12 protein-coding genes are annotated in these 14,749 nt (G+C 65.3%); 3 read left to right on the top strand and 9 right to left on the bottom strand.

What is annotated here, in order from left to right:
• Positions 1-2 precede the first annotated feature (2 nt).
• The 3 genes from AB3X96_RS02965 to AB3X96_RS02955 form a co-directional block, all read right to left on the bottom strand.
• On the bottom strand, positions 3-389 hold the full coding sequence (locus tag AB3X96_RS02965) for a RidA family protein (protein WP_008923846.1): 387 nt from the start codon (positions 387-389) through the stop codon (positions 3-5).
• Between the two features lie 72 nt (positions 390-461).
• Complete coding sequence (locus tag AB3X96_RS02960) at positions 462-1,943, bottom strand: amidohydrolase family protein (protein ID WP_368588515.1); 1,482 nt, start codon at positions 1,941-1,943, stop codon at positions 462-464.
• 3 nt (positions 1,944-1,946) lie between these two features.
• Positions 1,947-2,837 (bottom strand): MurR/RpiR family transcriptional regulator, encoded by an 891-nt coding sequence (locus AB3X96_RS02955; protein ID WP_176368403.1) that lies wholly within the window; start codon positions 2,835-2,837, stop codon positions 1,947-1,949.
• A gap of 155 nt (positions 2,838-2,992) precedes the next feature.
• Between AB3X96_RS02955 and AB3X96_RS02950 the strand changes: the two genes are divergently transcribed.
• The gene (locus tag AB3X96_RS02950) at positions 2,993-4,270 is read left to right on the top strand and encodes an amino acid deaminase (protein ID WP_176125032.1); all 1,278 of its coding nucleotides are present in this window, start codon (positions 2,993-2,995) and stop codon (positions 4,268-4,270) included.
• Positions 4,271-4,380: 110 nt separating this feature from the next.
• On the opposite strand, the gene AB3X96_RS02945 is transcribed toward AB3X96_RS02950, so the two are convergent.
• Positions 4,381-4,884: a MarR family winged helix-turn-helix transcriptional regulator gene (locus tag AB3X96_RS02945; protein ID WP_368588514.1), complete on the bottom strand. Its 504-nt coding sequence runs from the start codon at positions 4,882-4,884 to the stop codon at positions 4,381-4,383.
• Between the two features lie 30 nt (positions 4,885-4,914).
• Positions 4,915-6,510: an MFS transporter gene (locus AB3X96_RS02940; protein WP_368588513.1), complete on the bottom strand. Its 1,596-nt coding sequence runs from the start codon at positions 6,508-6,510 to the stop codon at positions 4,915-4,917.
• 137 nt (positions 6,511-6,647) lie between these two features.
• Here AB3X96_RS02940 and AB3X96_RS02935 point away from each other — a divergent pair, with 137 nt between their 5' ends.
• Positions 6,648-7,487 carry an EcsC family protein gene (locus AB3X96_RS02935; RefSeq protein WP_368588512.1) on the top strand — a complete coding sequence of 280 codons (840 nt, stop codon included), beginning with the start codon at positions 6,648-6,650 and terminating at the stop codon, positions 7,485-7,487.
• Here AB3X96_RS02935 and AB3X96_RS02930 read toward each other — a convergent pair.
• The 3 genes from AB3X96_RS02930 to AB3X96_RS02920 all read right to left on the bottom strand — a co-directional run bounded on the left by AB3X96_RS02930 (position 7,454) and on the right by AB3X96_RS02920 (position 13,781).
• Positions 7,454-8,422, bottom strand: coding sequence for an alpha/beta hydrolase (locus AB3X96_RS02930; RefSeq protein WP_368588511.1), 969 nt, complete (start codon positions 8,420-8,422; stop codon positions 7,454-7,456). The genes AB3X96_RS02935 and AB3X96_RS02930 overlap by 34 nt on opposite strands.
• A gap of 128 nt (positions 8,423-8,550) precedes the next feature.
• Positions 8,551-8,985 carry a CHRD domain-containing protein gene (locus AB3X96_RS02925; RefSeq protein ID WP_368588510.1) on the bottom strand — a complete coding sequence of 145 codons (435 nt, stop codon included), beginning with the start codon at positions 8,983-8,985 and terminating at the stop codon, positions 8,551-8,553.
• Positions 8,986-9,368: 383 nt separating this feature from the next.
• Positions 9,369-13,781, bottom strand: coding sequence for a transporter substrate-binding domain-containing protein (locus AB3X96_RS02920; protein ID WP_368588509.1), 4,413 nt, complete (start codon positions 13,779-13,781; stop codon positions 9,369-9,371).
• Between AB3X96_RS02920 and AB3X96_RS02915 the strand changes: the two genes are divergently transcribed.
• A complete protein-coding gene (locus AB3X96_RS02915; RefSeq protein ID WP_368588508.1) occupies positions 13,702-13,908 on the top strand; it encodes a hypothetical protein in 207 nt (68 codons plus the stop codon). The two genes, AB3X96_RS02920 and AB3X96_RS02915, sit on opposite strands and share 80 nt — an antisense overlap.
• Before the next feature lie 40 nt (positions 13,909-13,948).
• On the opposite strand, the gene aqpZ is transcribed toward AB3X96_RS02915, so the two are convergent.
• Entirely contained in the window at positions 13,949-14,692 is a 744-nt protein-coding gene (aqpZ, locus tag AB3X96_RS02910) for an aquaporin Z (protein WP_368588507.1), read from the bottom strand.
• Positions 14,693-14,749 lie beyond the last annotated feature (57 nt).

Genomic DNA, 14,749 nt, shown 5'->3' with positions numbered 1-14,749 from the left:
GCTCAGGCCGCCGGCTTCTTGTAAGCGACGCAATCCACCTCGACCTTGCAGTCGATCACCATCGACGACACCACGCACGCGCGCGCCGGCGGATTCTCGCCAAAATACTCGCGAAACACCTTATTGAACGACGCGAAGTCGCGCGGATCGTCGAGCCACACGCCGCAACGCACGACGTGCTCGGCGCCGTAGCCCGCTTCCTTCAGGATCGCGAACACGTTCTGGATCGCCTTGTGCGACTGCTCGACGATGCCGCCGTTGATCACTTCGCCGTTTTCCATCGGCGTCTGGCCCGACACGAACAGCCAGCCATCCGCTTCGACCGCGCGCGCGAACGGCATCACCTGACCGCCCGTTCCCTTTCCGCCTTCCACGCCATATCGCTTCATCGTCACACTCCTTAAAAAGTCGGGCACGTGCGCGGCGCCCTCGCCGCGCGTGCCGCCATCAATCGATAAAAATCAGAACGCGCCCTGCGCATCGCCCTTCGACGGTGCGCCGCGCGTGACGAACCGGCCAGCCCTCTCGCCCGTCACCGCGCCGTCGCGATACGACAGCACGCCGTTGACCCACACCGCGTCGATGCCGGCAGCGGGCTGCTGCGGCTTGTCGAACGTCGCCAGGTCGAGCACTTTCGACGGATCGAACAGCACGAGGTCGGCGTGATAGCCGATATGCACTTCGCCGCGTTGCGCGAGTCCGAAGCGACGCGCGGACAGGCTCGTCATCTTGCGCACCGCTTCCTCGAGCGGCAGCAGCGCGGCATCGCGCGCATAGTGGCCGAGCACGCGCGGAAACGCGCCCCACAGCCGCGGATGCGGCAGCGGATCGTTCGGCAGGCCGTCCGAGCCGACCATTGTCGCCGGATGCGACAGGATGCGCCGCACGTCGTCTTCGGACATGTTGTGATAGACCGCGCCTGCCGGCTGCAGGCGCTTGCCCGCTTCCTGCTGCGAGACGCCCCATTCGGCGGCGACTTCCTTGATCAGCTTGCCCGCCATCTCGGGATGCGGCTCGGACCACGTGATCGTGATGTCGATGTCGCCCGTCACCTGCTTCAGATCGAGCGTCGACGAACTGCGGTTGTACGGATAGCAGTCGCAACCGACCGGCTGCCCGCCGCGCGCGCCTTCGAGCGACTTCAGCACTTCGACGCTGCGCCCCCAGTTCGCCGGTCCCGCGCACTTCAGATGCGAGATCACGACCGGCACGCGCGCATGCCGGCCGACGCGGTAAGCCTCGTCCATCGCGTCGAGAATTGCGTCGAACTCGGTGCGCATGTGGGTCGTATAGAGCGCGCCCGCGGCGGCGAGCGGCTCGGCGAGCGCCATCACTTCCTCGGTCGGCGCGGCGAACGCCGAACCGTACGCGAGCCCCGAGCTCAAGCCCAGCGCGCCGTGCGCGAGCGCTTCGTCGAGCTGCGCGCACATGCGCTCGATTTCCTCGGCAGTCGCGGCGCGATCGAGCCGGTCCATCTGGTTATTGCGCAATGCCGTGTGGCCGATCAGCGCGCCGACGTTCACCGCCGGCCGCGCGGCGTTCACCGCGCTCACGTAGTCGGCGAAGGTCGGGTACTGGAACGCATCGCGCTCGCCGAGCAGGTTCATCGGATCGGGCGGATCGCCCTTCAGCGACACCGGCGATGCGCTGATGCCGCAATTGCCGACGATCACCGTCGTCACGCCCTGGGTGATCTTCGGCAGCATCTGCGGCGAGCGGATCACGTGCGTGTCGTCGTGCGTGTGCACGTCGATGAAGCCCGGCGCGAGCGCGCGCCCCTCGGCCTCGATCACCTCTTCGGCGAGCCAGTTCGACAGATTGCCGATCGCGGCGATGCGCCCGTCGCGGATCGCCACATCGCGCTCTACAGGCGGGGCGCCCGTGCCGTCATACAGTTGCGCGCCGACGATCAGCGTGTCGGCGGCTTCGGGATGCGAATGCATGGATCAATCTCCTAACGGTTGTCGATCGCCGCCGCCGCGGTGCGCGTCGAGCGCGTGCTTCATGCGGCGCAGCAATTCGCGGCTCTCGTCGCCCTGGCTGACGGCAAGTTCGGTGACGAGCACATCGAGCGCCATCATCATCGCGTAACGGGACGAGGACGGCTTGTAAATGAAGTCGGTTTCGAACGCGACGATCGGGATCAGCCAGTCGGCGAGCTTCGCCAGTGGCGATGTGGGCGCGGTCACCGCGACCACGGTCGCGCCGTAGCTGCGCGCGATCTTGCAGTTCTCGAGCATCTCGGGCACGCGTCCCGTGGTGGACAGCGCGATCACCACGCAGTCGCGCGACACCGTGCTCGCCACCATGCGCTGCAACAGTCCGTCCTGATAGGTCGCGACCGGGCGGCCGAGGCGCACGAGCCTGAAACGCATTTCGTCGGCGAGCGCGGTCGAGCCGCCGCCCATGCCGAACACGTAGATCATGCGCGCATTGCGCAGCGCGGCCGCCGCTTCGGCGAGCGGCGCCTGACGCAGCAGTTGATGATTGTGCGCGAGCGCGGTTTGCAGTTCGTCGAAGACGCGCGTGGCGATCGGCTCGGGTGCGTCACTTGCTGCGTCGCGCTCGAGAAAACGCTGACCGACCGCGGCCGCCTGCGCGAGCCGCAGCTTCAGCTCGCGCACGTCGCGGCAGCCAACCGCCTTCGCGAAGCGCGTGACGGTCGCGATGCTGACCTCGGCCTGCTGCGCGAGCGCGCCGATGCTCGCGCGCGACGCGCCGGTCAGATCGTCGAGGATCAGCGCGGCGACCTTGCGTTCGGCCGAGCGCAATTCCGGCGCACATTCGGCGATGCGCGCGACGATGTCGAAAGCGAGCGGTTCGGCGCTACTGTTCATGGCGGGCGGCGGGGTTCGCGGCACGGCTTTCGCGGCCCTTTCCGGCGGCCTTCGAAACCCGTGGTACTAAATAACATTTCTCCGGACATCGTACTTTCGGTAACATGGTAAAGTCAAATCTGATTCAATTTAACCGGACGATGGAGCACGGAGACATGAAAGTTACAAACTATCAGGGCGCGACGATTGATCCTTATAGCAAGGGCTTGGGCATGGTTCCGGGCACGAGCGTCCAGCTGAAGGACGCCGCGCGCCTCGAGTGGAACCTGCTCGCCGAGGACGTCAGCCTGCCGGCCGCCGTGCTGTACGAGGATCGCGTCGAGCACAACCTGAAGTGGATGCAGGCGTTCGTCGCCGAATACGGCGTCAAGCTCGCGCCGCACGGTAAGACCACGATGGCGCCGCAACTGTTTCGCCGTCAGCTCGAAACCGGCGCGTGGGGCATCACGCTCGCCACCGCTCATCAGGTGCGGGCGGCGTATCACGGCGGTGTGTCGCGCGTCCTGATGGCGAATCAGCTGGTCGGCCGCCACAACATGATGATGATCGCCGAATTGCTCAGCGATCCGGATTTCGAATTCTTCTGCCTCGTCGATTCGGCCGAAGGTGTCGAGCAACTCGGCGAATTCTTCACCTCGGTGAAGAAGCCGCTGCAGGTGCTGCTCGAACTCGGCGTGCCGGGCGGGCGCACCGGCGTGCGCGATGAAGCGCAGCGCAACGCGGTGCTGGACGCGATCGCGCGCTATCCGGACGTGCTGAAGCTCGCGGGCGTCGAACTGTACGAAGGCGTGCTGAAGGAAGAAGCCGAAGTGCGCGCGTTCCTGCAAGGTGCGGTTGCAGTTACGCGCGAGCTAGTCGAGCAAGGACGTTTCGCGCGTTCGCCGGCGGTGTTATCGGGCGCAGGATCGGCGTGGTACGACGTGGTCGCGGAAGAGTTCGCACAGGCGACGCAAACCGGCAAGGTCGAGGTCGTGCTGCGGCCCGGCTGCTACCTGACGCATGACGTCGGCATCTATCGCAAGGCGCAGACCGACATCTTCAAGCGCAATCCGGTCGCGAAGAAAATGGGCGAAGGCTTGCTGCCGGCGCTGCAATTGTGGGCGTACGTGCAGTCGATTCCCGAGCCGGATCGCGCGATCATCGGCCTCGGCAAACGCGACTCCGCGTTCGACGCGGGCATGCCGGAGCCGGCGCGCCACTATCGTCCGGGCAACGAGGCGCCGCGCGACATCGCCGCGAGCGAAGGCTGGGAAATCTTCGGTCTGATGGATCAGCACGCGTATCTGCGCATTCCCGCCGGCGCCGATCTGAAAGTGGGTGACATGATCGCGTTCGACATCTCGCATCCGTGCCTGACGTTCGACAAGTGGAAGCAGGTGCTGGTCCTCGATCCGCAGTATCGCGTGAAGGAAGTGATCGAGACGTTTTTCTGATTGGATTGGAGTGGATTGCGCCGCGCTGAAGCGCGGGCTTTCCGACGATAGAAAAAAGGCTGTGAGCCCAAGGGCGCACAGCCTTTTTGTCGTCGCAAGCGGAGAAAAGATCACACGCGTTGGGCCGCCTCGTCGCCGGCGGCCTCCTGGGCTGCCGCGGCGGCGCCGGCCGCTGCGCTCGCATTGGCCGCCACTTCGCCGATGCGCGTCTCCAGCATTTTCAGCGCGCTCGACAACGCCGCGAGCGCCTCATCCGGCAACCCTGCCATCGTGTCGTGCAAGAACGCCTGGCGACGCGGCAGGCTCGCTTCGGTCGCGTCGCGACCTGCTTCAGTCAGGCGCACGTTGGTCACGCGGTTATCGCGCGCATCCATGCTGCGGGCGATCCAGCCCAGGCTTTCGAGCGCCTTCAACTGCCGCGTCAGCGCGCCCGGATCGACGCGTAGCCGCTCGACGAGCCGCTTCTGCGACGACTCGCCGGCCTGCTCGTGCAGCGCGAGCAGAATGCGCCAGCGTGGCAGCGGATGACCCACCTGGGTCTCGAATGCCGACATGAATGCCCGATACGTGCGGCCAAATTGCTGCATGACGGCGACGCGGTCCTGTTCTTCCATAATCTGCCTGTCCAACACCAAGTCAAAAAATCAGTCTGCGTGAATCACCGGCTCGAGCTTGCGCTGCAGCTTGACCGGCGGCACGCGGCGGCTTTGCCACACCGACACGACGGCGATCAGCGCGGCCATCGCGAGACCCAGATGAATCGCGCCGACCAGCGACTCGCGCGCGCTTTCGAGCAGCATCGCGCCGTTGTGGCCCGCGTGCGTCAGCTGGTTGACGAGCGTAGTCTGCGCATCGCGGTTGATCAGGATCTGGGGATCGCCCAAATCGCCGAACCAGTGCGACGCGCCCGCGCCTTCGAGCGCACTGCGCACGCCGCTCGTGTACATATGAGTCACGAGCGTGCCGGTCAGCGCGGTGCCGATCATGCCGCCGATCATCCGCAGCGACTGCAGCAGCGCGGTCGCGATGCCGAGGTGTTCGCGGCCCGCGGTCTGCTGCGCGAAGATCGTCAGGTTCGGCATCACGAAACCGAGCCCGAGGCCGCCGACGACCATAAACGACATCAGCACCCATTGCTGCATCGAACGGGTCGCGACGACGATGCCAAGGCATGACAGCGCGACCATCGCAAAGCCGATGTACAGCATCAGGTTCGGATTCTTGATCCGCGACACGACGCGCCCGTTCGTGATGCTGCCGATCGTGATGAACACGACGAGCGGCGTGATCACGAGGCCCGCCTCTTTCGGCGACATGCCGAAGCCGCCCTGGAACAGCAGCGGTGCGTAGAACAGCAGCGAGAACATCGTGAAGCCGCCGAGCACGGCCAGTGTGAACAGCGCGGCAAGACTACGGTTGCGGAACATGTCGACGGGCAGAATCGCGGTAGGGCAACGCTTTTCCCACTTCCACAGCGCGATGGCCGACACGACGCTCAGCCCGAGCAGCGCGAACGCGCTCAGCGTGATGCCATGCTTCGGCAACAACTCGACGAACAGTTGCAGCGAACCGAGCGCGACCGCGATCAACAGCGCGCCGGGCCAGTCGAGCCGCATCTTGCCTTCATGCTCGACGTGCCGCAGATGCGGCAGGAAACGCCAGACGAAAAACAGCGACAGGAGGCCTACCGGCAGATTCACGTAGAACACCGAACGCCAGCCGTAGTACTGCGTCAGAAAACCGCCGAGCGACGGCCCGACTGCATTGGCAATGCCGAACGCCGAGCTCATCAACACCTGCCAGCGCAACCGCACGACGGAATCGGGGAACAGATCGGGAATGCACGCGAACGCGGTGCCGACCAGCATGCCGCCGCCAATGCCCTGCAAGCCGCGCGCGAGCACGAGAAACAGCATGTCGTTGGCCGCGCCGCACAGCACCGATGCGCCGGTAAACACGACGATCGATGCGATCACGAACGGCTTGCGCCCGTAGTAATCGCCGAGCCGGCCGAAGATCGGCACGGTGATCACCGAGCTCAGCAGATACGAGGTGGCGACCCACGCGTACAGCTCGAAGCCCCGGAGCTCGGACACGATGGTGGGCAGCGCGGTGCCGACCACGGTCTGGTCGAGCGCGACCAGCATCGTGACGAAAGAGATGCCGAGCATGGCCAGCAGGGATTCGCGGAATGGTAAAACTTGCCCACTCGAATGGTGGGCGGCGGTATGGACAGCCATTTTTGATGCAGCAAAAGTTGACGTGTCAAAAGATTGGGAATCATACCACGCTGCAACGCTCCACGCGGGACGGAACACGTCTTGCAACGCGGTAGACTCACTTGCAGTACCCACGCCATCACATGCCAGGGAGGCTCATGCAGCCGAGTTCGCTCGCAGCACCATCCTTATTGGAGCAGGACCTCGCCGCGCTGCGGCGCGCCAAACATCAGCTCGAAAGCCCCGCGCTCGCAATGAAACTGGCAAGCGTCGTCGGCGCGCCGATCGAAAAGCTGCTGTCGCGCATTCCGGCGTTCGCCAACGAAAAAGTGTCCGATGCGACGCAGGCCGCGTTGCGCAAATGTCTGTCGATCGCGCTGCGCACGCTCGGCCGGCGCGACGACGCCAGGCTGCTCGCACCCGACAAGCCGAACAACCTGCTGCACAAGTTCGCGGTCGCGACGACCGGTGCGGCCGGCGGCGCGTTTGGATTGCTCGCGCTGCCGGTCGAGCTGCCCGTCACGACCACGCTGATGTTTCGCTCGATCTGCGACATCGCGCGCAGCGAGGGCGAGGACCTGACCTCGGTCGACACGCAGCTGCAATGCCTGACCGTGCTCGGCATGGGCGGCACCTCGAGCGAGGACGACGACGCCGACCTCGGCTACTTCTTCATGCGCGGCGCGCTCGCACAGGCGGTGTCGAAGGCGTCGTCCGAGGTGGCCAGCAAGGGCTTCACGGCCCACGGCTCGGCGGCTCTGTTGCGGCTCATCAACGCGATCGCCGCGCGCTTTTCGGTGCAGGTCAGCGAGCAGATCGCGGCCAAATCGATTCCGGCGATCGGCGCGGTGCTCGGCGCGATGGTCAATACCGTGTTTATCGATCATTTCCAGCAGGTCGCGCACGGGCACTTCACCGTGCGGCGGCTCGAGCGGCAATATGGCCAGCAAACGATCGAAGCCGTCTATCGGACGCTCGACATCACGCTCGACGCCTGAGCCCTGTTAGCGGCGCGGCTCGTCGCGCGTCGCACGAAGGCGGCCGCGCGATCGAGCGCTCGGTTCGCCTCCGGCATGAACGGCGCGAACATCGGCCACACGTGCGGCAGGTTTTTCCACACCTCGCATTCGCAATCGACTCCTGCCGCGTGCGCGTTGTCGGCGACGCGGCGCGTGTCGTCGAGCAGCACCTCGGTGCTGCCCGCCTGCAGGAACAGCGGCGGCAGACCGTGCAGGTCCGCATAGACCGGCGACGCGTACGGATGGGTGGGCGACGCGTCGCCCAGATAGACCTTGGCCGCGCGCTCGATCGAGGCGCCGCAGAACATCGGATCGACGCCGTCGTTGGCGCGCAGGCTCGCGCCAGTCGTCGCCAGATCGGTCCACGGCGAGAACAGCAGGCCGCCCGCGGGCATCGGCGCGCCCCCGTCGCGCAGCGCGACCAGCGTGGCGAGCGCGAGACCGCCGCCGGCCGAGTCGCCGGCGATCACGATCGAGCTGGGTGCGATGCCCATCGCGAGCAACTGGCGATAGGCGGCGGTGGCGTCGTCGAGCGCGGCCGGAAAGCGATGCTCCGGCGCGAGACGGTAGTCGAGGGAGAAGAGCCGCGCATCCGCGCGGGTCGCGAGAGCGAACGTTAGCGACCGGTGCGTGCGCGGCGAGCAGAAGTAGTAGCCGCCGCCGTGGCAATACAGCACCGTGGGCTCCGCGCCGCCGGCCGTGCCGCCGTCCACGCGCTCCAGCCATTCGCCGACGAGCGGCGCGTCGCCTGCGCGATACGTTTCGCGCAGATGCCAGCCGCGCGGCACGCGTGGCGACCACACGCGCCTCGAGGTCAGCGCGCGCGCCCGTTCGACGTTGATAAACGGTTTGAGGGTTTCGGGCCGGAACTGCCTGCGCAAATACCAGCACGCGAGCGCGCTTTGCCAGCTCATCGGGACATGCTCCTTCGTTGAAGTCCCGTCAGGGTACGTGGGTTGGCAGGGCACCGTGGTTTGGCGGATTCCAGGCACGTGACGGTGATCGTGGCCGCGGCACGCGCGCCCAGCCGCCGCGAGTCCGCCTAGTTCGCCGGCAACACCTGCCCGCGAATTTCGCCCGTCGGATTCTGTGCGGTGTGAACATTGAAGTACCACTGCCCCGCCATCAGATCCATGACCTGCTGCTCGGTCAGCTTCACCGTGCCTTTGATCGGACTCGCGAGCCCATTCTTCTCGATCGGCACCTGGACCTTCGCATTCTGGCCGACCGGCGCGGGACCGTGGAAATGCGCGGCGGTGACCGGACCGCTCAAGCCCTCGTAAGTCACAGTCCACTGCAGCGATTGGGTGGACGTGTCGAAGGTCGCATTCAGCATGCCATGCCCGTGACTCACGCGCGGCGGCACTTCGCTCGACGGCTGGAGATTCGCCTTCAGCGCAACCGTATCCGCAAATGCAGCGCTCGATGCAAGCGCCCACAACACTACGGCCAGATTAAATTTTCGCTGCGAAATCATGGTCTTCTCCGGACATTGACGCGCCGCCGCGGCGCCGTGTCGGCCGTGCGGAGTTTCCACATACTAGTGCAAATCATTTGGAGCCGGTGAGGCTGGGATGGTGGCTTGCGCCGGGCCGCTTTAACTCGACCCTGCCCAAAATGCAGGCGAAAAACGTAGCGCGAAATCGTTTTAATCGATTTAATCAAAAAGTTAATTGCGCGATTTGTAATGAATAAATCACGTTATTCCCGGTATGCTTCGACTCGCGAGAAGTGACTCCTTCATCGAAGGACGTCTCCAAATCTTTAACGCGGCTTCGGCCGCGTTTTTTTTCGTCCTGCGTTTGGTTGCGGCCGATTGAATCGCCCGTGCATTTGCGCGAGGTTACGGCGCGCCGCTCGCTACGCGAGCAATCCGGCCTGCTGTTCGATCCCATCGAGCATCGCCTCGCATTGCCGAATTAGCGCATACCCCTCGTCACGCACCTGCTGCGGCGACTTCGCGGCAATGACGCGGCGATAGGCTTCGAGCGCCTGTACGAGCGGCGGATACTGCAGCACGCTCGCCGCTCCCATCACCCGGTGCAGCCACTCGTGCACCCGCTCCATGTCCGAGCGTTCGAGTAACGTCGCCAGCGCGTTGATGTCGTCGTGCATCGACGAGACGAATGAATCTAGCAACGCCTTGACCGTCGACTCGCTTCCCCATAACTGCGTCATGCGTGCGAGGTCGACGGGCACGAACGGTTCAGTACCGACAGGTTGTGTGGCCTGCCGCTCGCCGGCCGACGCAGTCGAGACGCGATCGGAAGTTTCCGCCGGCGCGGGGGGCCACTCGGCGTCAGTGCCAAACCAGCGGCTCAGGTGGTCGCGCAGCGTGGCGAGCCGGGTCGGCTTGATCAGACTGTCGTCCATGCCGGCTTCGCGGCACAGACTCAGGTCATCGGGCGCGGTATTGGCGGTGATGCCGAGTATCGGCAGACGCTGCGCGCCGTCGTGCAGTGCCTCCGCTTCGCGGATGCGACGGGTCAGTTCATAGCCGGACAGGTTCGGCATGTGGCAGTCCGTGATCAGGCAGCCATAGCTCGTGCATTCCAGCGCGGCGAGCGCTTCGGCGCCGTCGTTGGTGACGTCGCACGCGAACCCCAGCAGGGCGAGCTGATGACGGATCAACTCCTGATTGACTGGATGATCTTCCGCGACAAGAATCAGCCGCCCGTTCGCGAGCGCGCGTTCGCGATCAGGCGGCGGCGCGATGCCGTCGGTCGTGAACGGCGCGCCCACCACGCGCGACGCCATCGGGACCATCGACGGCAGCCCTGTCGTCGCGGCCGCACACGCGGCGCCGAGGCCGCGCCACGAAATCGGATTGGTGCTGACTCGCACCTTGTCGTCGAGGATGCGGTAACCGGTCAGATTCGGTTTTTCGGTCAGCGTGACGATGCGCGCATTCGTGCCGATATGTGCCGGCAACGTGACGTCCTCGGCGACGAACAGCAGATCCGCGCGGCTCAGCACGTCGCTTTTGCCCAGCGTCGCCGCATCGGCCGAGAGGCTGCGCAGTTCGAGCCCGAGCGCCTTGCCGAAGTGTGCGAGGGCCCGGCCGATGCGTCGATCTCGCGTGGCCACTACGCCGAGTTTGCCGCGCAGAGCGTTGATCGGATAGCACTGTTCGACGATCGGCATCGTCAGCCGCACGATCATGCTCGTGCCGTGGCCGGGTTCGCTGTGCAGCGCGAGCGTGCCGTTCATCAGGTCGATCAGCTTGCGGCAGATCGTCAGCCCTAGGCCCGTGCCGCCGAAGCGCCGCGTGGTGGACGACTCAGCCTGCACGAACGGCTCGAATAGCCCCGCCTGCACATCGGGTGCGATGCCGATGCCGGTGTCCCGAACGGTCAGCTCCAACGTCTGCGAATCCGCGCAATCTTCGACGACCGCTACGCTGATACCCACCTCGCCCTTCGGCGTGAACTTGATTGCATTGCCGAGCAGGTTGAACAGAATCTGGCGCAGACGCACGCTGTCGCCACGGAGCGTCGCAGCGGCGTCGCTCGCGATGTGGACGCGCACTTTCAGCCCTTTTTCGTGAGCGCGCCCGGCGAGCAGGCCCACCGCGTTATCGACGAGCTCGCGGAGATCGATCGGCTCGGCTTCGAGCGTGAGCCGACCCGCCTCGATCTTCGAATAGTCGAGCAAATCATCGAGAATCTGCAGCAGCGCGCCCGCCGACTCGTGGATCATGCCGAGCATTTCGCTCTGGTCGGTACTGAGCGGCGAGCGTTCGAGCACTTCGACGAGACCGAGCACGCCGTTCATCGGGGTGCGGATTTCGTGGCTCATCATCGCGAAGAAGTTGTCCTTCGCGCGCGAGGCCGCCTCGGCCACATCGCGAGCTCGGGCGAGCTCCTCCGAACGCGCGCGCTCGACGCTCGCGTCGACCCAATAGCCGCTCCACAGGACGCCGCCATCGGCATCGCGCCGCGGCACCAGCTCGGCCCGCACCCATTTGAGTTGACCGGCGCTTTCGACGCGGAACTCCATATGCACCGGAGAGGTACAGATCGCAGAACGCTCGAGCTCGGCGAGAACGAGCGGCCGATCCAGCTCCGATATGCGCTGGAAGTCGACTCGCGCGCCGCCCTGCGAATCGCTGTCGCCGAGCAGATGTCGCGCGTCCCCGCCGATGTACGGGAAGGAATAGGCAGCGGCCGGCGAGCGCCGCATCTGGAACACGACGGCCGGCAACGAGCGCGTGACGTCGAACAGGCGCCGTTCGGTTTCGCGCGCGCGCATTTCGGCGCGCCGGATGTCCGTGATATCGACCATCGTGCCGAGCACGTACGCCGGCTGCGCATCGTCGCCTTCACAGACGCTCGTCCAGAAAATCCCATGCCGCGCCTCGCCAGCACCGTCCTCGAACTGAAGTTCGACTTTAGCGATGCCGCCGCCGCGCAGGAGCTCGCGCGTCATATCGTCGAGCACGCGGCTGTTTGCGTCGCCCCATGTGCCGACCTCGGCCGTCGTACGCCCGAGCACGTCCTTCCGCTCCAGCCCACACGCTTTCTCATAAGCCTCGTTGATCGCGATGTACCGTCCGTCCAGGCCTTTCGCGATGAGCGGATACGGCACCGTCTTCATCATCGTTTCCTGGAAGTTCAATTGCAGTGCAAGTTCGCGCTCGGTCTGCTTGCGCAGCCGGACTTCGCGTTGCAGCAGCACATACGCGCGCAACGTGACCAGCAGCACGACGCCGATGCCGATCAGCACCGGCAGCAACCGCACCGCGGTCACGCTCCACATCGCGTTGTCCGGCGCGGCGGGGCTCACCCACTTGCGCCGGATGCGTTGCTTTTCTGCTGCTGGCATGGCCTGCAACGCGCGATCGATCAGCTTGACGAGCGGGCTCAGATCCTCGCGTACAGCAAAATATAACGAGTCGGATTCACCGAGCGAGTCGAGCACCCTGAGTGCGCCTGTGTAATGCTGCCGGATTTGCACGTTGATCGCGGCAGCGTTGCCGACCAGTACGTCGGCCTCGCCGCTCGCGACCATGCGCATCGCCTCGCCCAGGCTCGCCGCGACGACGATGTGATCGACCGGCACCGCCCCCAACGCGAGCGGCACCGAACCGGCTACGTGCGGCGACATTACGACGCGGCACGACGTGATGTCGTCGAACCAGCATGGAGTGGGCACGCCGCTGCGTCCGACGATCACCAGCGGATCGCTCTCGTATACGCGGCTATGGTCGGCGCCCACGAGAAGCGCCCCGCGACTCGATGTAGAGGACAGCATCGCGAGCTCGCCGCGCTGGAACGCGTCGATGGTGGCGGCCCAGTCGGCCGTGCGCGCGCGGTTGAACACGACACCGAGCGTGCTGCTCAGGTACGCGAGGTAATCGGCGGTCAGACCGACGGGGCGACCGGCGGCGTCAACATAGCTGAACGGGGCCCAGTCGTCGTCGAAGCCGATCTGCAGCGGCGGCAGCGAACGCAGCCAGTTCTCTTCTTCCGGCGTCAGCGCGAAGCGTGCTGCACCCGTCGCGGGCGCCGCGTTGAAGTTGCCGGACAGCCAGAGCGCGCGTATCGCGGCAGCCTCGGCGGGATTCATCGACACGAGCGCGCGGTTCAGTTGATCGCGCAAGGCAAGCTGGCGGGGCGATACCGCAAAGCGCAGGTCGAGCGCTTTGCCGCCTTGCTCGAACGCTACGCGCAGATTGCGATACGCGTCGGTCGCCAGTTCGTATTGCACGACCGGCGTGAAGCCGAAATAGGCGTCGGCATCGCCATGCAGTACCGCGTTCAGTGCTTCGTGCGTGCTCGAGAACGAGACGATCTTCGCGCGAGGAAAACCGGCGCGCAACAAACGCTCACGCGCAAAACCGCGCTCGATCGCAATACGCGCGCCGGCGAGGTCGTTGTGTTTCATATACCGGGCATCGTCGCGACGCACGACAGCCGACGCGAACGAGTGGAAGTAGGGAACCGTAAAACCGAGGCAGCGCTCGCGCTGCGGCGTGCGCGCTATGCTCGTCAGCAGGTCGACCTCGCCGGCGCAAGCCGCGGCGACCAGTTTGGCCATGTCGGGAAAGCTCTTCGTCTCGATGACCACGTTCGGCCCCACGAGCGCGCGCAACAGGTCGCCGCTCACGCCTGCGAGCTGACCACCCCGCGGGATGTCGAACGGCGGCCAGCCACCTTCGAGTATGCCCACGGTCAGTTTGGAAGGAAATGCAATGGGTGACGAAGCGGAAGCATCGGCTCGTACTGTGGAGATGACGGGTGACTCTGACGCAGCGCCGGCAGGCGCGGCCATGCAGACCGCATGCGAAGCCGCCAGCAGACATAACGCCAGCCAACGCATCATTGAGTGGCGCGGCGAGCGCTGCCACAGACACCGCAACAAACGCCGCAGCCCCAACCTCAGCGTCACCTCGCCTTGAGAACTCGCATCGATCGGAAGTGGTGAGTAGCGTCCCCCGCTCACGAAACGTCACCCTGTCCGTCCAATGACTCCGCGGACGAATCAACTCGACCGTCCAGAAACGAAAACAGCACGCCAGCCGCGATTGCGCCGGCCAACGGCGCGGCCCAGAACAGCCACAACTGGTCCAGCGCCCAGTTGCCGACGAACACTGCCTGCGCTGTCGAACGGGCGGGATTGACCGCTCCGTTGGTAACCGGAATGGACACCAGGTAGACGAGCATCAGACATGCGCCGGTGATGAACGGCGCAACCGTTGCCAACTCTTTTCGAACGACGGCCAGCAGGCAGGTCCCGACAAACACGAACGACAGCACGACTTCCACGACGAGCGCCGAATGCAATGGATAGTCAGCGGGCGAATGAGCGCCGAAACCGTTCGCCGCGAATTCACTCGCGGCGAGTTCGAAACCCGGCCGCCCACTAGCGAGGTAGGCGAGAAGCGCCGCGGCGACTATCGCGCCGCCGATTTGCGCGGCGATATAGGGCAACAGATCACGCACCGGAAAGCGCTGCGCGACGGTCAGACCGATGGTGACGGCAGGATTGAAATGCGCGCCGGAGATCTTGCCGAACGCATAGCTGCCAGTAGCGAGTGCAAGCCCGAACGCCAACGACATCTGCAGCGCGCCACTAGCCTGCGATATGCCCGTGGTGTCCAACACCGTACTGCCGCAGCCGACGAACACGAGCCATGCCGTACCCACTCCCTCGCTCCACAATCGCTTGCCTAGCGCTACCATCTCTACCCCATCCGTCAAGTACGAGGCACAGACTCCGAACGATCGCGCGAAGATGTC

This window comes from Paraburkholderia sp. BR13439 (assembly GCF_040948805.1).
Taxonomy (GTDB): Bacteria; Pseudomonadota; Gammaproteobacteria; order Burkholderiales; family Burkholderiaceae; genus Paraburkholderia; species Paraburkholderia youngii.
Note: the sequence above shows the minus strand (reverse complement) of the source record. Positions and strands in the feature narration are given on the sequence as shown.